The organism is Pseudarthrobacter sp. NPDC092419 (assembly GCF_044755045.1).
In the GTDB taxonomy this organism is placed as follows: domain Bacteria; phylum Actinomycetota; class Actinomycetes; order Actinomycetales; family Micrococcaceae; genus Arthrobacter.
Window position 1 is genome coordinate 321,993 of sequence record NZ_JBIVQF010000002.1, and the last position, 21,587, is coordinate 343,579.

Here is a 21,587-nt window from a genome sequence, read left to right on the forward strand (position 1 = left end):
AAAAGGGCGCACGACGGCGCAGCCGCTCCGGGGCTGGGAAAAGGGGTGGGCCGGTTCCTGGCCGGCCTTGACCAGTTTAGCAAGCCGCAGGTCGTCGAAATGCCGGACTGAGACGCCAAACGAGTGGACAAATCGGCTGATCCGCTAAACTTGGGTGGTAAGGGCCCCGGAACTCTTGCATTGCTGCGCCGCCAACGCGGAACAGTGACCGCCGGTACGTTCGGGGCATTCTCATGAACGGCGCCGCAGGGACCAGCCAGCTTTTGGCCGGACCGGGCGGCCCGAACGAATGGGGGAGGATCCCATGCCAGCAATTGTGATCGTAGGAGCCCAGTGGGGCGACGAAGGAAAAGGCAAAGCGACTGACCTCCTGGGCGGCCGCGTCGACTACGTCGTCAAGCCCAACGGCGGCAACAACGCCGGGCACACCGTCGTCGTAGGCGGTGAAAAGTACGAACTCAAGCTGCTGCCGGCAGGCATCCTCAGCCCCAACGCCGTTCCCATCATCGGCAACGGCTGCGTCGTGAACCTCGAGGCTCTTTTTGAAGAGATCGACGGCCTGCAGGCCCGCGGTGCGGACACCTCCAAGCTGCGCGTATCCGCAAACGCCCACCTCGTGGCGCCCTATCACCAGGTGCTGGACAAGGTCACCGAACGCTTCCTCGGCAAGCGCGCCATCGGCACCACCGGGCGTGGCATCGGCCCCGCCTACATGGACAAGGTGGCCCGGTTGGGTATCCGCGTCCAGGACGTCTTCGACGAGTCCATCCTCCGCCAGAAGGTGGAAGGCTCGCTGCACCAGAAGAACGAGGTGCTGGTCAAGATCTACAACCGCCGCAGCGTGGTGGTGGACGAGATTGTCGAATACTTCCTGTCCTTCGCCGAGCGCCTGCGCCCCCTGGTAATCGACAGCACCCTCGTCCTCAACACCGCACTGGACGAGGGCAAGGTGGTGCTGATGGAAGGCGGCCAGGCCACGTTCCTGGACGTCGACCACGGCACCTACCCGTTCGTCACCTCCTCCAACCCGACGGCCGGCGGCGCCTCGGTGGGCTCGGGCATCGGCCCCACCCGCATTTCCCGCTCCATCGGCATCATCAAGGCCTACACCACCCGCGTCGGCGCGGGCCCGTTCCCCACGGAGCTCTTTGACGAGATGGGCGTCTACCTGCAGAAAACCGGCGGTGAGTTCGGCGTGAACACCGGCCGTCCCCGCCGCTGCGGCTGGTACGACGCCGTCCTGGCCCGCCACGCTTCCCGCGTCAACGGATTCACGGACTACTTCGTCACCAAACTGGACGTGCTCACCGGCATCGAGCAGATCCCGGTCTGCGTGGCCTACGACGTCGACGGCGTGCGCCACGACGAAATGCCCATGACGCAGACCGAGTTCCACCACGCCAAGCCCATCTTCGAGTACTTCGAGGGCTGGACCGAGGACATCACCGGCGCGCGCACCCTCGCGGACCTGCCGGAGAACGCCCGCAACTATGTCCTTGCGCTGGAGAAGCTGTCCGGCACCCGGTTCTCGGCCATCGGCGTGGGCCCGGACCGGGACCAGACCATCGTGGTGAACGACCTCATCAACGATTAGCGCATCAACGCGATACGACGACGGCGGGGGCCCCGGTTGGGGTGGCCCGCCGTTGGCGTTTCCACGGGCCGTTGCGGCCGGGCTGGGATTGTGGGCGCGCCTTCGGTGTCGACCCGCATGTTGGAGGTCGACGCGGATATGCGCTGGCGCGGCCCGTATAGGAGGGGCGACGGTGCACGGGCGCGTCGAGAACGCCTATGTGCGTCGAAAACCGGACACGGGGCAGCGCGGATCGAGGGCATGCAGTTGCAAAACCGGCCAGGGTCCGGGGATGCGAAAAGTTTTTAAAAGATTTCTCGAAAACGCGTAACCCTTTCGGGCAGCCGGGCGATTACCTCTATGAAGCGCCGAGCTGGAACCTGTCCCCCATCACGTTCCAGCCCGGCTCTTTTTATGTGTGAGCATTTGGTTGTAGAGGGCAAGTTTCGTGGACGCTCTGCCGGGCCTAGACTTAGCAAGCAAAGTTCCCTCCATTGAAAGCCGTACGTCCGTGACCGATGCGCTGATCGATGACGCAATACGCGACGGCGCCGGCGACCCGGAAATCTTCAACCTGGTGTACCAAACATACGCATCACAGGTGTTGGGCTATCTCACGGCCCGCGGAGTAGAGGATCCGGAGGCTGTCATGCAGGATGTGTTCCTGGCAGTGCTGCCCCGCCTGGAGACCATCAGCGGCGGAATGGCCGGCCTGCGCACCTTCATCTTCTCCATAGCCCACGCCCGCATGGTGGATGACCACCGCCGGCAGAGCCGCACGCCGGCCAGGCTTCCCTTCGAGCCGGAACTGGACCGGCGCGAAGATTCCTCTGCCGAAACCGAAGTCCTGGAGCTGATCGCTCCCCAGGAAGTCCAGCGCCTGCTCAGCGGCCTGCTCGACGACCAGCGCGAGGTGCTCACCCTGCGCATCGTTGGCGGTCTCACCGTGGAGCAGGTTGCCGAGGTGCTGGACAAAAGCCCGGGTGCTGTTAAGCAGCTGCAGCGCCGGGCACTGAACAGGCTCCGGGAGGAGCCCGCTGTAAAGGAATATGTGAGGCCATGAATCCCCACGCTGCCAGGGTCCTGGACACAGTGGACCAGATCCTGCTCGAGGCCGGCCAGGAGGGCGCGTCAGACCTGCGCTCTGCCCTGATTTCCATGGGCGCCCTGGCCGAGATGCCCGTGCCCGCGCCGGGTCCCCAGCTTGCGGCGCTGCTGTCCGGCACCTCTGTCCATACCAGCCCTGTCCATACCACCCGCCGCGAAGCCCTCGCGCGGGAAGCGGCGGTTCGGCAGGAAGCCGCGCGAAAGGGTGCGCGTTTCCGAAGCGATGAGCTGGCCCGCCGCCGCGCCCTGCGCCGGAACCGGTCGGCCGTGGTCGGACTGACCGTGATGGCCGGGATGGGCCTGGGCGTGACCGGCGTGGCCGCCAGCCTGCCGGCGGCCACGGACAACCACGCAACCGTGCAGCAGCTCCTCGAGGACTGGTCGCCGCATTGGACCATCGAGGCTCCCAGTGCCGCGGAGGACTATGCACCGATGCAGGGACCCGCAGTGTCGGTGGAACCGGAGGCTGCCGAGGCCCCTGAGGCCCCTGAGGCCGCCACTGCCGCTCCCGAACAGGGTGCCAACCCGGCGGCAGGGCCTGGACAGTCCGGTACCGCCGGCAACGGCAAGTCGCAGGCCCTGCTCAACGCGGGCGGCCCCACCGCGGCTGGAGTGCCCAGCAGCACACCCGCCGGTGATGGCGGCCGGGCTGCTGAAGCAGGCGGGAAACCGGCCGGCCCGGAAGAGGCCGAAGCGGCGAAACCGGCGGAGCAGGAGTCGGCCAAGGCGGGCAGCTCCGGAACCGGCCAGAAGGCGAGCCCCGGAGCCCGTTGGCTGAAGAAGTTCGGCCAGTAGCGCTTTAGGCCTGGACCTGGCGCTTGGAGGAGATCACACCGGTGTCGAAACCGGCCAGATGCAGCCCGCCGTGGAAGCGGGCGTGCTCGATCTTCACGCAGCGGTCCATCACCACGTTGAGGCCGGCCGCCTCGGCGTCCGCGGCAACGCCCTCGTGCCAGGAACCCAGCTGCAGCCAGAGGGTCTTGGCGCCAGCCGCAACGGCTTCCTCCAGGACGCCCGGGAGGTCGTCGTGCTTGCGGAACACATCCACGATGTCCGGGCTTTCGGGAAGATCGGCCAGTGAGGCGTAGGTGGGCTGGCCAAGGATCTCCTTCACCACGGGGTTGACGAAATACACCTTGTACCGGGTGGAGGACTGCAGGTACGTGGCCACGAAGTAGCTGGCCCGCGATGGCTTGTCCGAGGCCCCCACGATCGCGATCGACTTGGCCGCCCGCAGCAGCGAGAGGCGCTCCGGGGCCGCGGGGCCCTCCCAGGTCCGTACAGCGGTGCTCATGCGCGTGCTCCGATCGTGCAGGCGTCAGCCGCCTCCTCAGGGCGGACGACGGCGTCATCCGCGGTTGCGTCCTGGGCTGCGGCGAGTGCCTGGTCCAGGTCCCACAGGATATCCTCGATGTCCTCCAGGCCCACCGAAATGCGGACCAGGTCCTCTGGCACTCCGGCGGACTCGAGCTGTTCATCGCTCAGCTGCTGGTGCGTGGTGGACCCAGGATGGATCACCAGGGTGCGGGAGTCGCCCACGTTGGCCAGGTGCGAGGCCAGCTGCAGTGACTCGATGAACTTCTGGCCCGCGGGTCGTCCGCCGGCAACGCCGAAGGAAAACACCGATCCGGGACCCTGCGGCAGGTACTTCCGCGCCCGCTCGAAGTGCGGGTGGGAGGGCAGTCCGGAGTAGTTCACGTAGGCCACCCGCGGGTCGGCGTCGAGCCATTCGGCCACGGCCTGTGCGTTTTTCAGGTGCTCATCCAGGCGCTGGGGGAGGGTTTCCACGCCCTGCAGCAGCTGGAACGCGGACTGCGGTGAAAGGGCGGGCCCGATATCGCGCAGCTGTTCGCAGCGGAGCTTGGTCAGGAAGCCGTACTCACCGAAGTTGCCCCACCAGGAGACATTGCCGTAGGAGGCCACGGGCTCGGTCATGGTGGGGAACTTGCCGTTGCCCCAGTTGAACCGGCCGCTCTCCACAATCACGCCGCCCAGGGTGGTGCCGTGCCCGCCCAGGAACTTGGTGGCGGAGTGGATCACGATGTCGGCGCCATGTTCGATCGGACGCACGAGGTAGGGCGTGCTCAAGGTGGCGTCGACCACCAGGGGGATGCCGGCGTCGCGCGCCACCCTTGCCAGCCCCTCCAGGTCCTGGACTTCCGACGACGGGTTGGCCACCACCTCGACGAATATCGCCTTGGTGTTCTCCTGGATGGCCGCGGCGTAGTCCGCGGGGTCCGTGCCGGGCACGAACGTGGTATCCACGCCGAAGCGGCGCAGGGTGACGTCCAGCTGGGTGACGGTGCCGCCGTAGAGCTGGGAAGCGGCCACGATATGGTCGCCCGCCTGCGTCAGCGCGGCGAAGGTGAGGAACTCCGCTGCCATGCCCGACGACGTCGCAACAGCACCGATGCCGCCCTCCAGTGAGGCAATGCGTTCTTCGAAGGCTGCCACCGTGGGGTTGCCGATGCGGGAGTAGATGTTGCCGTACTTCTGCAGCGCGAAGAGGTTGGCTGCGTCCTGGGTGTCCTTGAACACGAAGGACGTGGTCTGGTAGATGGGCACAGCACGGGCGCCGTGTTCGGCGTCGGGGGTGCCGCCGGCGTGCAGGGCGCGGGTGCGGAAACCGAATTTGCGGTCAGCCATCAGGCGGCCACCGTTTCAGCGACGGGTGCCTGGGAAAGGTCCAGCTCGATGCCGTTCTTCCGGGCGAGGTCAGCCTCGAGTTCACGGACGATCGGCAGGATGTCCCGGCCGAACGCGGCGATCTCTTCCTGGAAGTGCAGGTAGCCGGTGAGGAACAGGTTCACGCCGATCTTCTTGTACTCGACGATGCGCTCGGCGATCTGCTCCGGGGTGCCGATCAGCTGGGTCTTGAAGCCGTCGTTGTACTGGACCAGGTCCTCGAACGTGGAGTCGGCCCACATGCCCTTGCCGTCCTTCGTGGAAGGTCCGGCCTCCTGCACGGCGTCGCGGAAGCCCTGAACGGCCGGCTTGTGTGCCTTCTCGACGATTTCGCGGAGGGTGTCGCGGGCTTCCTTCTCGGAGTCGCGGGCGATGACGAAGCCGTTGAGGCCGAACCGCGGTGCGGGGAGGGCGTCCTCGGTGCCGCGGCGGGTTTCGCCGGAGGCGGCAACCACGCCGGCGATGTTCTCCTTGAAGCCCTCCAGGTCCTTGCCGTTGGAGAAGTACCAGTCCGCCACGCGGCCCGCTGTGGCCTGGGCCGCCGTGGAGTTGCCGCCGAAGAAGATCTCCGGGTGGGCGCGGCCGGGAACGCTGACCGGGGCCGGGTTCAGGGTGAAGTCCGTGATGTTGTAGTACTTGCCGGACTGGCTGTACTCCTGCTCGGTCCAGAGGCCGCGCAGCACCTTGATGAACTCCTCGGTGCGGACGTAGCGCTCGTCGTGCTCCAGCCATTCGAGGCCAAAGTTTTCGAACTCCGCCTTCAGCCAGCCGGAGACGATGTTGACTGCGGCGCGGCCGTTGGAGATGTGGTCCGCGGTGATGATGTACTTGGCCAGCACGCCAGGGTGCCACATGCCCGGGTGGACCGCGGCGATGACCTTCAGGCGCTCCGTGGCGGCCAGCAGCGCCAGGCTGAACGAGGTGGCCTCGTGCTGCTTGTCCGCACCGTAGGAAGCGGCGTAGCGGGTCTGGGACAGGGCATATTCGAAGCCGGAGTTCTCGGCGATGCGTGCCAGCTTCTTGTTGTAGTCGAAGTCCCAGCTGGTGCGCTGTTCGATGGTGGACACCACCAGGCCGCCGGAGACGTTGGGAACCCAGTATGCGAACTTGAGCGGTTCGGAGAGCCGGGCGACGTTGCTGATCTCGGTCATGAATTTTCCTTTGCTTGGGTCCGCTCGCGCAGGACGTCCTGGATGCCGGCGATCGCCGGTTCGTTCTGGAGTGAGGTGGTATCGCCCAGGGCGGTCCCCTCGAACAGTTGGGTGAGCAGCCGGCGCATGATCTTGCCGCTGCGGGTCTTGGGTACATCGGGAACCACGACGACGTCGCGCGGCTTGGCGATCGGGCCGATCGCCGTCGCGACGTGGTGCCGGAGCTCGTCGGCGAAGGCGGCCTCGCTGGATGGGCCCACGCCCGCTGGTTCCCCTGCCCGAGCTTGCGGGGGGAGGGGGCGGGTGGGGACAACGAAGGCCACCACGGCATGCCCGGTTTTCGGGTCCGCCACGGGACAGACGCCGGCTTCCACCACGAGCGGGTGGGATACCAGGGCGGACTCGATCTCGATGGTGGAGAGCAGGTGGCCGGAGACGTTCAAGGTGTCGTCCACCCGCCCGAGGATCCAGATGTCGCCGTCCTCGTCGTACTTGGCGCCGTCGCCGGCCAGGAACCAGCCCCGGTCCGCGTACTTGCTCCAGTACGAATCGAAGTAGCGCCGCGGATTTCCCCAGACGGTCCGCGCGATGGCGGGCCCGGGGGAGTCGACCACGATGAATCCTTGGACGCCGGGCGGGACCGTTGCCCCGCCGTCGTCCACGATCCTCGTACTGACGCCGGGGAGGGGCCGTGCCGCGCATCCGGGCTTGAACTCCGTGTCCGTCGGCGCGGGGGAGAGGATCGCTGCTCCCGTCTCGGACTGCCACCACGTGTCCACCACGGGAGCGGTGCCGGCGCCGACATTCTCCCGCAGCCAGCGCCACGCTTCCGGGTTGACGGCCTCACCCACGGTGCCGAGCATGCGGATGGAGGAGAGGTTGTAGATGTCCGGGACGCCGTCCGGGAACCAGCCCATGAGGGAGCGGACGAGAGTGGGTGCCGTGTAGTACTGGGTGACACCGTAGCGCTCGATGATCTCAAAGTGCCGGCCCGGATGCGGGGTGTTCGGCGTGCCTTCGAAGATCACCTGGGTCACGCCGTTGGAGAGCGGGCCGTAAATCTCGTAGGTGTGCGCGGTGACCCAGGCCAGGTCCGCGGTGCACCAATGCACGTCCTGGTCCCGGAGCGCGGGGTCAGGGTTGCTGAACAGGTGCTCGAAGCTCCAGGACGCCTGCGTGAGGTAGCCGCCGGAGGTGTGCACCAGGCCCTTCGGCTTTCCGGTGGTGCCGGAGGTGTACATGATGAACAGCGGCGTTTCGGCGTCGAATGCCTCAGGTTCGTGGACGTCGGGGGCGCTGCCGACGGCGTCATGCCACCAGACGTCGCGGCCTTCGGTCATGTTCACCGTGTGGAGGTCCTCAGCGGGCGTAGTGCGGTTGACCACCAGGACGTGCTCGACGGCGTTGTCCCCGGCCACCGCTGCGTCCGCATTGTCCTTGACGGGTACTGCCACGCCGCGGCGGTACTGGCCGTCCGTCGTCACCAGCAGCTTGGCTCCGGTGTCTTCCACCCGGAAGCGCAGCGCCTCGGCGGAGAAGCCGCCGAAGACCAGCGAGTGGATAGCCCCGATCCGGGCCAGGGCCAGGGTGATGATGACGGTCTCGGGGATGACCGGGAGGTAGATGACCACGCGGTCGCCCTTGGTGATTCCGAGTGACAGGAGGGCATTGGCCGCCTTGGCGACCTCGCGCTGCAGCTCGGCGTAGGTGATGGAGCGCCGGTCACCGGGCTCGCCCTCGAAGTAAAGGGCCACTTTGCTGCCCAGGCCGTTCGCCACGTGGCGGTCCACGCAGTTGTAGGCCACGTTGAGCCGGCCGCCGTCGAACCAGCTGATTTGCGGGCCGGTGCCGGCCTCCGCATCGGCCGGGACCCAGCGGTGGGCCGTGTGCCAGGGGGATTCCCAGTCCAGGCGCAGGGCCTGCTGCTCCCAAAAGGCGATGTTCTGCGGGGACACGATGGTGCTGCTGTGACGCGCCGGACCGCCGGACGGTACGCCGTGCACGGCATCGTCTTCCGGCCCGGTCGAGGACCATCCCGAAGAGCCGGAGGCGGGGCCGGGCGCGTCACGCAGCCCTGCTTCGACCGCCGTCGCGTTCGAAGTGGTGTTGTGGGAACCCGCGGGGGGCACGCCAAGGGCGGCCACAGCAGGATTCCGGGTGGAAACGGGCGTAGCAGTATCAATTTCAAGGGTCATGGTGCTCCATCGATCCTGGCAGTAGCACCCTTCGCCGCCTGCCGTGGATGGTCGCCTCGGCACGTGCTGCTTTTCGGACGGCAAGCCGCCCTAGGGATGCTGCGGCTTCATCGATCCAGGTCTCTCAGCCGCTCGGGATGGTCACTACCAACTACAGCCGAACCGCACGGCATCGGCCAAATCTGCCAACACGCTGCCGTAATATTCGTTCACGGGCGCAGGGTGCCCGCCCCCATCAGTCATTTATTCGGCAGAAGGGACTTGCGGCCACGGCGTAGGCTTGGGGCATGGCCCATACCAACGATCCTGCAGTCATTGAGCGCCTCATGCGAAACAAAGGGCGGTGGGCCATCGTGGGCCTGACCACCAACGAGTGGCGCGCCGCCTACGACACATCGCTGTTTATCCGGGACCGGCTCGGCATGGAAATCATCCCGGTCAACCTGCCCGGCGACCCCGTCCACGGCGAAGCCGGGTACCGCACGCTCGGTGAGATACCGGCGGAAAAGCACCCTCTCGACGTCGTCGATTGCTTTGTGAATTCGCGAAAGGTGGGCGCCGTGGTGGACCAGGCGATCGCCGTGGGAGCCAAGGCCGTCTGGCTGCAGCTCGGCGTGCTGGACGAGGCCGCTGCCGCGCGCGCCAAAGCCGCCGGGCTGGACGTAGTCATGAACCTCTGCCCGGCCCAGGTGGCGTGGAACTACAACCTCTAAGGCGCAGGGTCAGTCGACGGCGAGGGCGCGTTCGCAGGACCTGATGGCGTCCCGTGCCCCTTGCTGCTGATCGGGAGTTCCGGCGCGCTCGGCCCATTGCTCGGCCAGCTGGAACTCCACGATCGCCTCGGGATAGCGGCCTGCCTCCCGCAGGGTGCCACCCAGCGCGCTGTGGAGTGCGGGCAGCCAGCGGCGGGCGCGGGGGTCGTGTGCGGTGGCGGCGTATTCGATGGCGCTGCGGGCCCACGGTTCGGCATGGGCGGAGTCTGCGGCCGCCAGCATGGCCAGGGCGTCGACGGCTAGCAGTTCCTCACCGAGGTGGTCGCCCAGTTCTGCCGCCTGCTCGAAGAGCGGAGCCGCCATGGCAGAATGGCCGCCTGCGTGCAGCAGCCGGCCGCGCTCCAGCAGGACGCGGACCGCGACGGTGGGTTCCTCGCCGTCGATGGTGTCCAGCAGGGCGTCCGCTTCCTCGAACCGGCCCTGCATCCCCAGGGCCCGCCCAAGCTGCGTGGCGAGCTCTGCTTTCTCGTCAGCGTCGTACTCTGTGCCTGCCATGGCGTCCTGGAACCGCTGCCCGGAGAGCCCGGGGTCCGCGTAGTTCCACAACCGGTCAAGGGTCTCCTGGTCCAGCATGTACCTTCTCCTGATCAGCTTTCACCTGCGGCGAGTGTGCGTGCCCCTTCAATGTACCGGGAGGTCACGTAGCGCTGCGCCGCGCGGGTGGCCAGCGTGCCCGCAGCGTAGAACCAGTTGGCCGGTCTGCTGAACGCGGTGATCTTCAGGACTACCGTCCCGGCGGCGTCGATCGCCACCTCGAATGCCTCCTCGCCCCGGGCCGGGTGCCCGGGCAGGGTCCCGTATCCGAAGCCCGCCGACTGGGCCCCTTCTGACGCGGCCGGGTGGTGCACCCACACCACCTCGCACGGCGCGTCCAGGCGAAAAGGGCCGACGCCGAAGCCGCTCACCACGCGCGCTCCGGGGGTGGCGACGGCCGCATCAGCACGGACCCGCAGTCCCGCGCGCCGTTGGAGTTCCCAGCCCAGGATGCCGCGGACGACGCGGAGGTAGACGTCCCTGCCCTCGCCCAGGTACGCCTCGCGGACCACGCACGGGTATCCCTCCGGCACGCGTCCGTCTTCGGTGAAACCGATGCCCGGATAGTTGAGCTGCATGTGCCTGGTCTTCCTTCCGGGCTGCCTCATCCTGCGAGCCTACAAAGGCACCCTGCTCGATGCTAGTCTGCCAAGATGCCACACGATCAGGGGACCATACCTGTCCTGGACCTTAGTACAGCACGCCGGGCCGACGGGTCCTTCAATCCAGATTTCATCGAGCAACTTCGCTACGCCACGCACAACGTGGGATTCTTCCAAGTGACGGGCTACGGCGCCGCGCCCGGACAGGCCGAACACCTCCTGGAGGTGATCCGCCGTTTCTTCGCGCTGCCCCTGGAGCAGCGGATGAAGCTTGACAACAGGCTCTCGCCCCACTTCCGCGGCTACACCCGAATGGGCACGGAAGTCACCCAGGGCCGGGCGGACGCACGGGAACAGATTGACTATTCGCCGGAGCGCGCACCCGTTCCGGGCTACCCCGCGGACCAGCCCTTCTGGCTGCTCCAGGGCCCCAACCTCTGGCCGGACGAGTTCTTCCCCGAACTCAAGCCCGCCGCCATGGAGTGGGCGGAGCTGATGTCTTCCGTGGGCATGGAACTGATGCGGGCCATCGCGGTCACGTTGCGTCTGCCGGAGGACTACTTCGACGAGCCGTTCCAGGGCACCCCGGCCTGGATGGGCAAGCTGGTGCACTACGTGGGAGGCGTGGTGGAGGCCGCCGGCGACCAGGGCGTGGGCTCGCACGCGGACTACGGCTTCGTGACCCTGCTGCTGCAGGACGACGTCGGAGGCCTGGAGGTGCTGCCCCCCGGCGCCACTGAATGGGCTCCGGTGGAACCCATCGAGGGCGCCTTGGTGGTGAACCTCGGCGAAATGCTGGAGGTAGCCACCGAGGGCTACCTGGCCGCCACCATCCACCGGGTGCAGGCTCCGCCGCCGGGGGTGGACCGCTATTCTGTGCCGTTCTTTTGGTCGCCGCGGCTCGATGCGGTGATCGATCCCGTGCCGCTGGATCCGGAGCTTAAGGCCGCGGCCCGGGGCATCACGGACGATCCCGCAAACCCGCTGCTGTCCTCCTTTGGCATGAACATGCTCAAGGGCAGGATGCGCGCGCACCCGGACGTGACAGAGCGGCACTACCCGGACCTGGTGCTGCCGGGACGGTAAAGGGCCGCGGAACATGTGGATCGGCTGGATCGAGTTCGACATTCTCCTCGGCGATGTGCACAGCCTGAAGGAGAAGCGGTCCGTGGTGCGCCCCTTGCTGGCAGAGATGAAGCGCCGGTTTGAGGTTTCCGTGGCCGAGGTGGGCGGCCAGGAGCAGTACCGCAGGGCCCGGCTGGGCGTTGGTTTGGTGGCTGGAGACCGTGCGCACCTCGCCGAGGTGCTGGCCGCCGTCGAACGCTTCGTTGCCGCCCGCCCCGAAATTGAACTCCTGAACGCCCGCCAGCGCGAACTCCACAGCGAGGACTAATGGCTTAACGGAAAATCCGCGCCGGTTCCGGACATCCGCGCCCCGGGTCAGGGGTGCGCTTGTCCGGAACCGCCGCGGATTCCTGATGGAGGGTTAGCCGAAGTACTTCGGCAGGGTCCCTTCGTGGGCCTCGCGGAGGGCGTCCAGGGACAGGCCCTCCACGCCGTTGATCTCCAGCTTGCCGCTGGCCGCATCCACCACGCCGATGCGGGTGTGGGCGAAGCCGCGGGCGGTGCACATGTCCGTGAAGCGGACCTCCTCCGAGCGCGGCACGCCCACGACGGCGCGCGCCTGGGACTCGGAGAACAGTGCGGTGAACAGGTCGACGCCGTCGCGGTCCATAACGTCCTGCAGCGCGATCCGGGCGCCCACGCCGTAACGCAGCGAGGACTCCACCAGGGCAGCTGCAAGGCCGCCCTCGGAAAGGTCGTGCGCAGAGTCGATCATGCCATCGCGGGAAGCGTTGATCAGGATCTCGCCCAAGGCTCGTTCGGCCTCCAGGTCAACCTTCGGCGGCTGTCCGCCCAGGTGCCCGCGCATGTTCGCCCACTCGGAACCGTCGAGCTCTGCAGCGGTGGTGCCGAGCAGGTAGATGGCCTGGCCATCCTCACGCCAGCCCGACGGCGTACGGCGGGCAACGTCGTCGAGCTTGCCCAGGACTGCCACCACGGGGGAGGGGTGGATGGGGGTGGTGCCCGTCTGGTTGTACAGCGAGACGTTGCCGCCGGTGACCGGGATGCCCAGCACCATGCAGGCGTCGGACAGGCCGCGGATGGCCTCGGCCAGCTGCCACATGACGTCCGGGTCCTCGGGGGAGCCGAAGTTCAGGCAATCGCTGACGGCCATGGGCACCGCGCCGGAGGTGGCAACGTTGCGGTAGGCCTCAGCCAGCGCCAGCTGTGCGCCGTGGTACGGGTCCAGGTAGGTGTAGCGTCCGTTGGCGTCGGTGGCCAGCGCCACGCCCAGGCCCGTTTCCTCGTCCACGCGCACCACGCCGGCGTCGTCCGGGAACGCCATGGCGGTGTTGCCACCCACGTACCGGTCGTACTGGTTGGTGATCCAGGACTTGGAGCACATGTTCGGCGATGCCACGAGCTCAGTCACGGCGGCAGCCAGCGAGGCCGGGCTTTCCGGGCGGCCGGCGTCCTGCACGGAACCGGTGAAGGTGTCCGCCTGGACGGCGTCCTGCCACACCGGGCGGGCGTACGGACGGTCATAGACCGGTCCGTCGTGCGCCACCGTGCGGGGATCGACGTCGACGATCACGTCGCCTTCCCAGGTGATGATCAGGCGGCCGGTGTCCGTGACTTCGCCGAGCCAGGAGTACTCCACGGCCCACTTGTCCATCACGGCCTCGAACGCTTCCACGTTCTCGGGGGTGACCACGGCCATCATGCGTTCCTGCGACTCGGACATCAGGATCTCGCCCGGAGTCAGCGTGGGGTCGCGCAGCAGGACTGAGGTCAGCTCAACCTGCATGCCGCCGTCGCCGTTGGAGGCAAGCTCGGAGGTGGCGCAGGAGATGCCGGCGGCGCCGAGGTCCTGGATGCCTTCCACCAAGGATCCCTTGAACAGCTCCAGGCAGCATTCGATCAGGACCTTCTCGGCGAAGGGGTCGCCCACCTGGACGGCGGGGCGCTTGGACGGCTTGGTGTCGTCGAAGGACTCGGAGGCCAGCACGGAGGCGCCGCCGATGCCGTCGCCGCCGGTGCGCGCACCGAACAGGACCACCTTGTTGCCCTTGCCGGAGGCGTTGGCCAGGCGGATGTCCTCGTGGCGCATGACGCCAACGGCGAGGGCGTTGACCAGCGGGTTGCCCTGGTAGACGGAGTCGAACACCATTTCGCCGCCGATGTTCGGCAGGCCCAGAGAGTTGCCGTAGCCGCCGATGCCGGCCACGGCACCGTGCATGACGCGCGCCGTGTCCGGGTGGTCGATCGCGCCGAAGCGCAGGGGGTCCATGACGGCCACCGGGCGGGCGCCCATGGAGATGATGTCGCGGACAATGCCGCCGATGCCGGTCGCGGCGCCCTGGTAAGGCTCAACGAACGACGGCGAGTTGTGCGATTCGATCTTGAAGGTCACGGCCCAGCCGTCCCCCAGGTTGGTGACGCCGGCGTTTTCGCCGATGCCCACCAGCATGTCCTTCTTCATTTCCTCGGTGACCTTCTGGCCGAACTGGCGCAGGTGGTTCTTGGAGGACTTGTAGGAGCAGTGCTCGCTCCACATGACCGAGTACATGGCCAGTTCCGCGCCGGTGGGGCGGCGGCCCAGGACCTTGACGATCTCGTCGAACTCGTTCCGCTTCAGGCCCAGCTCGGCCCAGGGCAGTTCGGTGTCCGGAGTCTTCGCGGCGTGCTCGACGGTGTCGATGTTGAACTTCTTGGTGGTTTCCGTGGTCACTTGTCGCCTCCCACAATCTTGGTCAGTACGGAGGTGAAGAATCCGAGCCCGTCGGTGTCGGACCCGCCGATGCCATCAAGGGACTCGGGGCCGAAGCCGGGCTCCACGGCGTGCTCGGGGTGCGGCATGAGGCCCACCACGTTGCCGGAGGCGTTGGAGATGCCGGCAATGTCGCGGCGCGAGCCGTTCGGGTTGAAGCCTACGTAGCGGAACACCACGCGGCCCTCGGCCTCAAGGGCGTCCAGGGTCTTCTCGTCCGCGATGTACTGGCCGTCCTGGTTCTTCAGCGGAATGGTGATCTCCTGGCCCGCCTGGTAGTCCACAGTCCACGCCGTGTTGCTGTTTTCAACGCGCAGCACCTGGTCGCGGCACAGGAACTTCAGGTGGTCGTTCTTGATCATCGAACCGGGCAGCAGGTGCGACTCGGTGAGGATCTGGAAACCATTGCAGATGCCCAGCACCGGCAGCTTGGCGTCGCTGTTGGCGGCGTCGATGATCTTCGACATCAGCGGTGCGAAGCGGGCGATGGCGCCGGCGCGCAGGTAGTCGCCGTAGGAGAAGCCGCCCGGGATGATGACGGCGTCCACGTCGCCAAGCTGGGAGTCGCCGTGCCAGAGTTCGACGGCGGTGCCGCCCGCCAGGCGGACGGCGCGGGCGGCGTCGCGGTCGTCAAGGGTGCCGGGGAAGGTGACGACGCCGATCCGGGCACCGGCGAGGCGGGGTTCCGCCGCGACGGCGACGGCCTCGCCGATCAGGGGAAGTTCAGTCATGTCAGGCCTCGACGACCTCGACGTTGACGACGTCCTCGATCACGGGGTTGGAGAGGAGCGTCTCGGCGGCATTGCGGGCCTGTGCCAGGATTTCCTCGGTCACCTCGCCGTCAACGGTCAGTTCAAAGCGCTTGCCCTGACGGACAGAGCTGAAGCTGGTGAAGCCCAGCCGGGGGAGGGCCCCGACGATCGCCTTCCCCTGCGGGTCCAGAATTTCGGGCTTGGGCATGACGTCAACAACGATCCGGGGCATCCGGTAACTCCTGTGCGTGAGCTTGGGTAAGGGCGCAGCGGAGTGGTGCCGTCTTACGCCGTACCGACTGTCGGGGACCTTCAGGGTGAACAGTGTGGACGGGCGCTCCGCGAGCTTGCTCCATTATTCTACCGGCCGCGGCGCGCTCTCTGTATTCGGGCTGCCCCCGGATGCTCTGGAGTAGTAGCGGGCGGCTCACTAGGATTACCGGATGGCTGAGAACTCCAAATCTGTGCTGTTGCCCGTGGTTGCCGCGGCAGTGTTCGCCGGGTTGGGCCGGATGGTCCTGCAGAAGATCAAGGCGGACAGGCTGGCCCGCAACAACCGCACCGCCGGACCTGTTGACGAGAAGACCCGGCAGTGGATCAGTGAGGTGGTTCGCACGCCGCGGGAGTAGCCGTCGGAGCAGGATGTGACAAGCAACAAATTTCAAAGTGTGCTCTATGTCATATTTGGCTCTCACTATGTACTGTGTGAATCGACCGGTCGCATGGGATTACAAAATCTGTAATGCCTGATGTATGCCGGTCGATTTTCCGGCCCCCGCTCGTGGCTGGGCCGGGTACATCGTGAAAGGGTCGCATGTGAAATCACCTAGAAAGAGCCCCGTCCGGGGCGGGGGACTCCGGAAGGCGGCCACGCTGGCCGTTGGGGTACCGCTTCTCCTCTCGTCGCTGTCCATGTTGCCCGCCAGCGCGGCACCGGACAGATCCGAGGGAGAAGCCGTGGCATCCGCCCAGGGAACACCCCAGTACGAGGACGGACGCTACATCGTTGTCCTGACGGGTGCCGCAGCCGCGGCTTACGAGGGACAGACGGCAGGGTTGGACGCAACGAAGCCCCGGGAAGGCCGAAAACTGGACGCCCGAAGCGCCAACTACAAGGCGTACGACGCGCACCTGCGCCGACAACAGCAGGCCGTGGCGGCAGACCAGGGTGTGACGCTGCAGAAGCAGTTCACCGCCGCGCTCAACGGGTTCAGCGCCGAACTGACCGCCGCGCAGGCAGCAGCGCTCGCCAAAGACAGCCGTGTGCTGGCCGTGGAAAAGGACGTTGAGAACGCTCCGGACTACACAACCACCGACTTCCTCAAGCTCACCGGCCCCCAGGGGGTCTGGGCCACGCAGTTCGGCGGCGAAGCGAACGCAGGCAAGGGCGCAGTGGTCGGCGTCATCGATACCGGCTACGCGCCGGACAACCCCTTCCTCCAGGGTGAGCCAGTCAAACCGCTGGAAGGCGCCCCGCAGGTGGGCGTTCCCTACCTGACCGGCGAGGGCCGGATCGCCATGCTCAAGACGGACGGCACCACGTTCGAAGGCGAATGCCAGCCGGGCCAGGGCACCGGCGCGGAGTTCGACGGTTCTGAGTGCAACTCCAAGGTGATCGGCGCCCGCTACTTCGCGGACACGTTCCTGCAATACGTGCCGGAAGCGAACCGGGCTCCCGAGGAGCTCATCTCCCCGGTGGACGTGGGCAGCCACGGCACGCACACTGCCAGTACCGCGGCCGGCAACGCCAATGTCCAGCAGGTCATTGATGGCGCGGACTTCGGCAAGAGCTCCGGCGTTGCACCGGCGGCCAAGGTCTCCGTGTACAAGGTTTGCTGGGAGGACACCAACCCCAACACCGGCGGCTGCTACAGTTCCGCCTCGGTGGAAGCCATCGAAGCAGCCATCAAGGACGGCGTGGATGTCCTGAATTACTCCATCTCCGGGAACAACAACAGCACCACCGATCCCGTGGCGCTCTCCTTCCTGAATGCCGCCTCCGCGGGTGTCTTCGTCTCGGCCTCGGCCGGGAACTCGGGCCCCACTGCCTCTACGGTGAACCATGCATCGCCGTGGCTCGCCTCCGTAGCAGCATCTACGTTCCCCAGTGACCTGCTGGGCACCGTGAAGGTGTCCGACGGATCGCTGTACCGGGGCGCGTCCATCATGAAGACCGAAGTGGCCAACGCATCCGTGGTGATCGCAGCCGACGCCGCAGCCGCCGGCGCGGCGGACGCCAACCTTTGCGTAGCCGGATCCCTGGACGCCGGCAAGGTGGCCGGCAAGGTAGTGGTCTGCGACCGTGGAGTGGTGGCCCGGACAGAAAAGAGCCAGGAAGTCCTCGACAAGGGCGGCGTGGGCATGGTCCTGCTGAATCTCACCAGCAGCTCTGAGGACGCAGACAACCACGTGGTCCCCACCGTCCACGTGAATGCGCCCAAGAGTGTGGAACTGAAGTCCAAGCTCCAGGCCGATCCGGCCCTGACGGTGAGCCTGCTCAAGGGCGATCTGACCGGAGAGGCTCCGGCACCTGCCCCGCAGATCGCCGGGTTCTCCTCGCGCGGACCCACCCTCGCCGCAGGCGGAGACCTGCTGAAACCCGATATCGCCGCACCGGGTGTCAACGTCCTGGCCGGCGTCTCCACCATCGGCAACGCCGGCGAGCAGTTCGGCTTCATGTCCGGTACGTCCATGGCGGCACCGCACATCGCTGGCTTCGGGGCCCTGGCCCTGGCCAAGCAGCCCAAGTGGACCCCCGCCATGGTCAAGTCGGCCATGATGACCACTGCGTACCCGCTGGTGAACGCTGACGGCTCAGCCAACAGGGACCCGTTCCAGGGCGGTGCCGGGCATATCGATGCCAGCCGGTTCACGGACCCCGGCCTGGTGTATAACTCAGGTGTCAAGGACTGGCTGGCCTACCTCAACGGCCAGGGCGTGGCAACGGGTGCACCGCAGGCAGGCACCATCGCAGCACGTGACCTGAACCTGCCCTCCATTGCCCTCGGCAGCCTGGTGGGAGAAGTACAGGTCAAGCGTCAACTGACGGCGCTTGTCCCGGGGCTTTACCGCGCCGAGGCCAGCGTCCCGGGCGTCAGTATCGATGTTGAACCGAAGGTGTTGAACTTCTCCAAGGCCGGCCAGACGCGCGAGGTCACCCTAACCATCCGCAACACCAGCGCCCCCATGGGCAAGTTCGCCACCGGAGCCGTGACCTGGAAGGGGCCGCGGACCGTCAGCTCGCCCATCGCGGTCCGTCCGGTTGATGCACAGATCGCCCCGTCCTTCTCCTTCACCTCGGATGCCGGGACCGGCAGCGGAACCATGCCGCTGGTCTCCGGTTCGGACAGCCCCATTGGTGTGGCCGTTGAGGGACTCGCTCCGCTGAATCAGACCGCGATCAGCAAGACTCCCGGACCGTACGCGCCGACGAACGATGCCCACAACGCGCTGCTGCGGGTCACAGTGCCGGAAGGCACCACGTTTGCCCGGATGGGTGTGCAGGCAGAGTCCGAGGATGTGGACTGGGATCTGGTGGTTTACGTCCCCAACGGCTCCGGCGGGCTGACCCCTGTCCAGCGTGCCACCGCCGCGGCCAGCGAATTCCTGGACCTGGAGTCGCCCCGCGCCGGAACGTACTACGTGGTGGTCAACCTGTACTCCACGCCGGACGGCGGTGCGGCGAACGCAGCAGTTCAGGCCGTGACCTTCAATGGTGACGCCGGAAACCTCGTGGTCGATCCGAACCCCATCGTGGCTCCGAATGGGTCGGCCACCTCGGCCACGCTGAACTGGTCGGGCCTGTCCGAAGGGTCCTACCTGTCCCGCCTGAACCTGGGCGAGAACGGGATCAAGACCTGGGTCAATGTCCGGGTGGGCGGCGGAACGGCCGCTCCCGCCGGGGCTCCCGAGCTGGCACCGGCACAGGCCATCCCTGCGGACTGACGCCGGATAACAGTGGGAACCAGGATCCCCGGGCGGCCACGCTGCCCGGGGATCCTGTCTGTCCGCCCCTCCAGTCTGTCCGGCCAGTGGCCGCGCATTTCAGCGGACAGCGTCCAGCGCATTGGCCAGGCGTTCGCGGAGGCCGGCGGCCTCTGCGGCGAACGACCTTTGGTGCTCCACATAGGCGGCCTTGCCCTGCGCCGTTTCGATGGCGATCGGCGGGTAGCCCCAGGCTTCCAGATCGTAAGGGGACGCCTGCATGTCCATGGCGCGGATCCGCCAGGACAACTCGAAGCAGTCCATGACCAGCCCGCTGGGCAGCGCAGGCAACAGCTTGTACGCCCACTTGTAGAGGTCCATGTTGGCATGCAGGCAGCCCGGCTGCTCCATGGTCCGCTGCAGTTCCCGGGTGGGCTGCAGTTCGTTCAGCGGCAGGGCATCCGGCGTGTAGAAACGGAACGCGTCGAAGTGCGTGCACCGGATCCGGTTCTCCTCCACGACCCGGTCCGTGCCGGAGGAGCCGAGACGCAGCTGCAGGTACTCGTGCCGCCGGTCGAACCGGTCCTGGCGGTAGACCATCGCCCATTCGTGCAGGCCAAAGCAGCCGAACTGTGCCGGACGTGCAGCCGTGCCGCGCAGGATGATTCCCGCGAAATCCACCGCATCCTTGCGGTCGGCCAGGAACGCGGCCTGGTCAAAGGTGACCGCGGTGCTACCCGAAGGCAGGCCCAGGGAGGTGAGTTCGCCGTCGTCGAGCGCCCTGTAGTGTTTCCACCCCAGGCGGTCCGCGGCCTCCGGCCCGGCCAGGACGGCGCCGGCGCCGGGGTGCCAGCGGCGCAGCTGGCCGGGCTTCTGCGTGTAGTAGGTGAAGAGGAAATCCTCAACCGGATGCTTGCGGCCGGCGGCGCGGCGGGCAAGATAGGGGTCTGCGTAGCGGCTGACGCGCCGGTGGTGGGCACCTTCCAGGGCCCGCCACTCGTTCGCCGCCAGGACGCTAAACTGCTCCACCGGCAGGGCCCAGGACAGCTTTGGCGGCGTCCCAGGCTGAGATTTCACAGCCGTCCGTGCGGCTGAAGGACGTTTCCACCGGGACGCCGTCCACCACGCCGGAGACCGTTGCTTTCTGCGGCCCTCCATACTGCTGAGTGCAGGCGCGGTCGGGGCTCTTGGCTGGCGGTGCGAGCAGGGCGGCGTTGGCTTTGAGGGCGGCGCAGGCGGCGGCCGCGGAGGGGTGCTGGCTTTCGGCCGCGGGTTCCCCGTCCTGGCAGACCAGGGTGTAGTTCACGGCCGGCTGGCCCTCGTCCGGGACCACGGAAATGGCCAGTTCGGCGTTGCCCTTGCCCGGGCCGGACGGGAGTGCGGAAGGAGTCTCAGGCGACGGGGCCGGGACGGTACTTTCAGCGTCGGGGGCGGGCCCTGTGGGGGGCGGGGATGTGGTGCCGGGGGAGGAGGAAGCACCCGACGGCGGCGCGGAGGGGGATGCGGAACCGTCACCGGGAGAGCCGGTGCAGGACGTCAGGAGCAGCACTGCCAGTGCCGCGAACGCCAGGTGCAGCCGTAGAGTACGCATCACGCCGAGGCCTCCTTCATTCCTTCGATTCTAGCCCCCGCAGGAGGGTTCTACTCAGTGGTGGCGGCGATCAGGGCCATCATGGACGCATGCAGTTCGGCGACCTGGCTGCGCGTCAGGCCCAGCCGCTCCATCATGGTTCCCGGAACTTTCAGGGCCTCCTGGCGCAGGGCGGCACCTGCCGGGGTGAGTTCGACGGCGAGTGCCCGCTCATTTCCCTCGACCCGGCGCCGAGTGAGGTAGCCGGCCGCCTCGAGGCGCCGCAGCAGCGGGGAGATGGTGGCAGGTTCCTGGGCTAGGGCCTGGCTGATGTTGCGGACCGTCCGGGGGCTTTCCTCCCACAGGCTCAGCATGACCAGGTATTGCGGATGGGTGAGGTTGAGTCGTTCGAGCACCGGCTTGTACGCGCCCACCACGCTGCGTGCCGCGACGGTAAGCGCGAAGCAGAGCTGGTGTTCCAGGAGGAGGTCGTCCTCCCGGGTTTCGCTGGACGTGGCAGTCATGGGTCCCTCCGATTGTTAGTGCACTAACAATTAGCGTACACTCCAAGCAGGAAAAGGCATGGATGGAAGGAACGGTTCATGGGCAGGGCGGGCTCGGCTGGCAAGGAAAACGCGGCGCAGCGGTTCATGCGGGCCACGGGCAGGCTCCGGGCGGTTTTTGGCCCGGCCAACAGTTCCGCGCTGGGCCACGACATGACCGAAGAAAACCGCCGGCTGCTGGAACAGCGCCAGGCCGAAACCCAGCAGTGGGAAACCGTGACCCGGCCCGACGGCAGCACCTACGTGGTCCCGAAGAACCCGGGGGACAAGTCGCTGCGCTGATCCCATCGCGTCATGGCGCGCCGGTTTCGGAATGCGCCGAG

21 protein-coding genes are annotated in these 21,587 nt (G+C 67.1%); 9 read left to right on the forward strand and 12 right to left on the reverse strand.

The features are described 5' to 3' along the window. Nucleotides 1–304 precede the first annotated feature (304 nt). The 3 genes from ACIQC0_RS04915 to ACIQC0_RS04925 all read left to right on the forward strand — a co-directional run bounded on the left by ACIQC0_RS04915 (nucleotide 305) and on the right by ACIQC0_RS04925 (nucleotide 3,475). Nucleotides 305–1,594, forward strand: coding sequence for an adenylosuccinate synthase (locus ACIQC0_RS04915; protein WP_377216845.1), 1,290 nt, complete (start codon nucleotides 305–307; stop codon nucleotides 1,592–1,594). Between the two features lie 490 nt (nucleotides 1,595–2,084). Then, nucleotides 2,085–2,636: an RNA polymerase sigma factor gene (locus tag ACIQC0_RS04920; RefSeq protein WP_377216846.1), complete on the forward strand. Its 552-nt coding sequence runs from the start codon at nucleotides 2,085–2,087 to the stop codon at nucleotides 2,634–2,636. Beyond that, nucleotides 2,633–3,475, forward strand: a complete 843-nt coding sequence (locus ACIQC0_RS04925) for a hypothetical protein (protein WP_400533026.1) — start codon at nucleotides 2,633–2,635, stop codon at nucleotides 3,473–3,475. The genes ACIQC0_RS04920 and ACIQC0_RS04925 overlap by 4 nt, the downstream gene beginning before the upstream one ends. A 4-nt stretch (nucleotides 3,476–3,479) precedes the next feature. Here ACIQC0_RS04925 and ACIQC0_RS04930 read toward each other — a convergent pair whose 3' ends face one another. Genes ACIQC0_RS04930 through acs form a run of 4 tightly spaced genes read right to left on the reverse strand, consistent with a single transcriptional unit; the run spans nucleotide 3,480 to nucleotide 8,711 of the window. Then, the gene (locus tag ACIQC0_RS04930) at nucleotides 3,480–3,974 is read right to left on the reverse strand and encodes a CoA-binding protein (RefSeq protein ID WP_377216848.1); all 495 of its coding nucleotides are present in this window, start codon (nucleotides 3,972–3,974) and stop codon (nucleotides 3,480–3,482) included. Then, entirely contained in the window at nucleotides 3,971–5,326 is a 1,356-nt protein-coding gene (locus tag ACIQC0_RS04935; RefSeq protein ID WP_400533028.1) for an O-acetylhomoserine aminocarboxypropyltransferase/cysteine synthase family protein, read from the reverse strand. The genes ACIQC0_RS04930 and ACIQC0_RS04935 overlap by 4 nt, the downstream gene beginning before the upstream one ends. Further along, nucleotides 5,326–6,516, reverse strand: coding sequence for a dimethylsulfone monooxygenase SfnG (sfnG, locus tag ACIQC0_RS04940; RefSeq protein ID WP_400533030.1), 1,191 nt, complete (start codon nucleotides 6,514–6,516; stop codon nucleotides 5,326–5,328). The genes ACIQC0_RS04935 and sfnG overlap by 1 nt, the downstream gene beginning before the upstream one ends. Continuing rightward, nucleotides 6,513–8,711, reverse strand: coding sequence for an acetate--CoA ligase (gene acs / locus ACIQC0_RS04945; RefSeq protein ID WP_400533032.1), 2,199 nt, complete (start codon nucleotides 8,709–8,711; stop codon nucleotides 6,513–6,515). The genes sfnG and acs overlap by 4 nt, the downstream gene beginning before the upstream one ends. 287 nt (nucleotides 8,712–8,998) lie before the next feature. On the opposite strand from acs, the gene ACIQC0_RS04950 reads away from it, so the two are divergent. After that, a complete protein-coding gene (locus ACIQC0_RS04950) occupies nucleotides 8,999–9,424 on the forward strand; it encodes a CoA-binding protein (protein ID WP_400533034.1) in 426 nt (141 codons plus the stop codon). A 9-nt stretch (nucleotides 9,425–9,433) separates the two neighbouring features. On the opposite strand, the gene ACIQC0_RS04955 is transcribed toward ACIQC0_RS04950, so the two are convergent. Continuing rightward, nucleotides 9,434–10,057 (reverse strand): hypothetical protein, encoded by a 624-nt coding sequence (locus ACIQC0_RS04955; RefSeq protein WP_400533036.1) that lies wholly within the window; start codon nucleotides 10,055–10,057, stop codon nucleotides 9,434–9,436. Between the two features lie 14 nt (nucleotides 10,058–10,071). Continuing rightward, the gene (locus ACIQC0_RS04960; RefSeq protein ID WP_400533038.1) at nucleotides 10,072–10,596 is read right to left on the reverse strand and encodes a DUF1990 family protein; all 525 of its coding nucleotides are present in this window, start codon (nucleotides 10,594–10,596) and stop codon (nucleotides 10,072–10,074) included. Between the two features lie 75 nt (nucleotides 10,597–10,671). Here ACIQC0_RS04960 and ACIQC0_RS04965 point away from each other — a divergent pair, with 75 nt between their 5' ends. Both ACIQC0_RS04965 and ACIQC0_RS04970 read left to right on the forward strand, forming a co-directional pair. Further along, entirely contained in the window at nucleotides 10,672–11,706 is a 1,035-nt protein-coding gene (locus ACIQC0_RS04965) for an isopenicillin N synthase family dioxygenase (RefSeq protein ID WP_400533040.1), read from the forward strand. 13 nt (nucleotides 11,707–11,719) lie between these two features. Beyond that, entirely contained in the window at nucleotides 11,720–12,013 is a 294-nt protein-coding gene (locus ACIQC0_RS04970; RefSeq protein WP_400533042.1) for a DUF503 domain-containing protein, read from the forward strand. 93 nt (nucleotides 12,014–12,106) lie between these two features. On the opposite strand, the gene purL is transcribed toward ACIQC0_RS04970, so the two are convergent. Genes purL through purS form a run of 3 tightly spaced genes read right to left on the reverse strand, consistent with a single transcriptional unit; the run spans nucleotide 12,107 to nucleotide 15,439 of the window. Beyond that, on the reverse strand, nucleotides 12,107–14,416 hold the full coding sequence (purL, locus tag ACIQC0_RS04975; RefSeq protein WP_400533044.1) for a phosphoribosylformylglycinamidine synthase subunit PurL: 2,310 nt from the start codon (nucleotides 14,414–14,416) through the stop codon (nucleotides 12,107–12,109). Next, on the reverse strand, nucleotides 14,413–15,186 hold the full coding sequence (purQ, locus tag ACIQC0_RS04980; protein ID WP_400533046.1) for a phosphoribosylformylglycinamidine synthase subunit PurQ: 774 nt from the start codon (nucleotides 15,184–15,186) through the stop codon (nucleotides 14,413–14,415). Before purQ ends, purL begins: the two co-directional genes overlap by 4 nt. Before the next feature lies 1 nt (nucleotide 15,187). Beyond that, entirely contained in the window at nucleotides 15,188–15,439 is a 252-nt protein-coding gene (purS, locus tag ACIQC0_RS04985) for a phosphoribosylformylglycinamidine synthase subunit PurS (RefSeq protein WP_045730009.1), read from the reverse strand. Between the two features lie 211 nt (nucleotides 15,440–15,650). Here purS and ACIQC0_RS04990 point away from each other — a divergent pair, with 211 nt between their 5' ends. Next, nucleotides 15,651–15,836: a hypothetical protein gene (locus ACIQC0_RS04990; RefSeq protein ID WP_377216859.1), complete on the forward strand. Its 186-nt coding sequence runs from the start codon at nucleotides 15,651–15,653 to the stop codon at nucleotides 15,834–15,836. Nucleotides 15,837–16,119: 283 nt separating this feature from the next. Next, nucleotides 16,120–19,152, forward strand: coding sequence for a S8 family serine peptidase (locus ACIQC0_RS04995; RefSeq protein ID WP_400533282.1), 3,033 nt, complete (start codon nucleotides 16,120–16,122; stop codon nucleotides 19,150–19,152). A 99-nt stretch (nucleotides 19,153–19,251) separates the two neighbouring features. Here the strand turns inward: ACIQC0_RS04995 and ACIQC0_RS05000 are convergent, their stop codons facing one another. From ACIQC0_RS05000 to ACIQC0_RS05010, 3 genes are read right to left on the reverse strand one after another with little or no spacing between them, the layout of a single operon-like run. Then, on the reverse strand, nucleotides 19,252–20,160 hold the full coding sequence (locus ACIQC0_RS05000) for a 3-methyladenine DNA glycosylase (protein WP_400533284.1): 909 nt from the start codon (nucleotides 20,158–20,160) through the stop codon (nucleotides 19,252–19,254). Further along, complete coding sequence (locus tag ACIQC0_RS05005) at nucleotides 20,147–20,722, reverse strand: SSI family serine proteinase inhibitor (protein ID WP_400533048.1); 576 nt, start codon at nucleotides 20,720–20,722, stop codon at nucleotides 20,147–20,149. The genes ACIQC0_RS05000 and ACIQC0_RS05005 overlap by 14 nt, the downstream gene beginning before the upstream one ends. A gap of 50 nt (nucleotides 20,723–20,772) precedes the next feature. Then, a complete protein-coding gene (locus ACIQC0_RS05010) occupies nucleotides 20,773–21,225 on the reverse strand; it encodes a MarR family winged helix-turn-helix transcriptional regulator (protein ID WP_377216863.1) in 453 nt (150 codons plus the stop codon). 78 nt (nucleotides 21,226–21,303) lie between these two features. On the opposite strand from ACIQC0_RS05010, the gene ACIQC0_RS05015 reads away from it, so the two are divergent. Beyond that, entirely contained in the window at nucleotides 21,304–21,546 is a 243-nt protein-coding gene (locus tag ACIQC0_RS05015; protein ID WP_400533050.1) for a hypothetical protein, read from the forward strand. The last annotated feature ends 41 nt before the right edge of the window (nucleotides 21,547–21,587 follow it).

Bases quoted from the DNA above. Each gene is read 5' to 3' on its own strand.
- ACIQC0_RS05005 (WP_400533048.1), bottom strand. From the start codon at position 20,722: ATGCGTACTCTACGGCTGCACCTGGCGTTCGCGGCACTGGCAGTGCTG.
- ACIQC0_RS04935 (WP_400533028.1), bottom strand. From the start codon at position 5,326: ATGGCTGACCGCAAATTCGGTTTCCGCACCCGCGCCCTGCACGCCGGC.
- sfnG (WP_400533030.1), bottom strand. From the start codon at position 6,516: ATGACCGAGATCAGCAACGTCGCCCGGCTCTCCGAACCGCTCAAGTTC.
- ACIQC0_RS05010 (WP_377216863.1), bottom strand. From the start codon at position 21,225: ATGACTGCCACGTCCAGCGAAACCCGGGAGGACGACCTCCTCCTGGAA.
- ACIQC0_RS04915 (WP_377216845.1), top strand. From the start codon at position 305: ATGCCAGCAATTGTGATCGTAGGAGCCCAGTGGGGCGACGAAGGAAAA.
- purQ (WP_400533046.1), bottom strand. From the start codon at position 15,186: ATGACTGAACTTCCCCTGATCGGCGAGGCCGTCGCCGTCGCGGCGGAA.
- ACIQC0_RS04925 (WP_400533026.1), top strand. From the start codon at position 2,633: ATGAATCCCCACGCTGCCAGGGTCCTGGACACAGTGGACCAGATCCTG.
- ACIQC0_RS04990 (WP_377216859.1), top strand. From the start codon at position 15,651: ATGGCTGAGAACTCCAAATCTGTGCTGTTGCCCGTGGTTGCCGCGGCA.
- ACIQC0_RS04965 (WP_400533040.1), top strand. From the start codon at position 10,672: ATGCCACACGATCAGGGGACCATACCTGTCCTGGACCTTAGTACAGCA.
- purS (WP_045730009.1), bottom strand. From the start codon at position 15,439: ATGCCCCGGATCGTTGTTGACGTCATGCCCAAGCCCGAAATTCTGGAC.
- acs (WP_400533032.1), bottom strand. From the start codon at position 8,711: ATGACCCTTGAAATTGATACTGCTACGCCCGTTTCCACCCGGAATCCT.
- ACIQC0_RS04930 (WP_377216848.1), bottom strand. From the start codon at position 3,974: ATGAGCACCGCTGTACGGACCTGGGAGGGCCCCGCGGCCCCGGAGCGC.
- ACIQC0_RS04955 (WP_400533036.1), bottom strand. From the start codon at position 10,057: ATGCTGGACCAGGAGACCCTTGACCGGTTGTGGAACTACGCGGACCCC.
- ACIQC0_RS04960 (WP_400533038.1), bottom strand. From the start codon at position 10,596: ATGCAGCTCAACTATCCGGGCATCGGTTTCACCGAAGACGGACGCGTG.
- ACIQC0_RS04950 (WP_400533034.1), top strand. From the start codon at position 8,999: ATGGCCCATACCAACGATCCTGCAGTCATTGAGCGCCTCATGCGAAAC.
- ACIQC0_RS04995 (WP_400533282.1), top strand. From the start codon at position 16,120: ATGTTGCCCGCCAGCGCGGCACCGGACAGATCCGAGGGAGAAGCCGTG.
- ACIQC0_RS04970 (WP_400533042.1), top strand. From the start codon at position 11,720: ATGTGGATCGGCTGGATCGAGTTCGACATTCTCCTCGGCGATGTGCAC.
- ACIQC0_RS05015 (WP_400533050.1), top strand. From the start codon at position 21,304: ATGGGCAGGGCGGGCTCGGCTGGCAAGGAAAACGCGGCGCAGCGGTTC.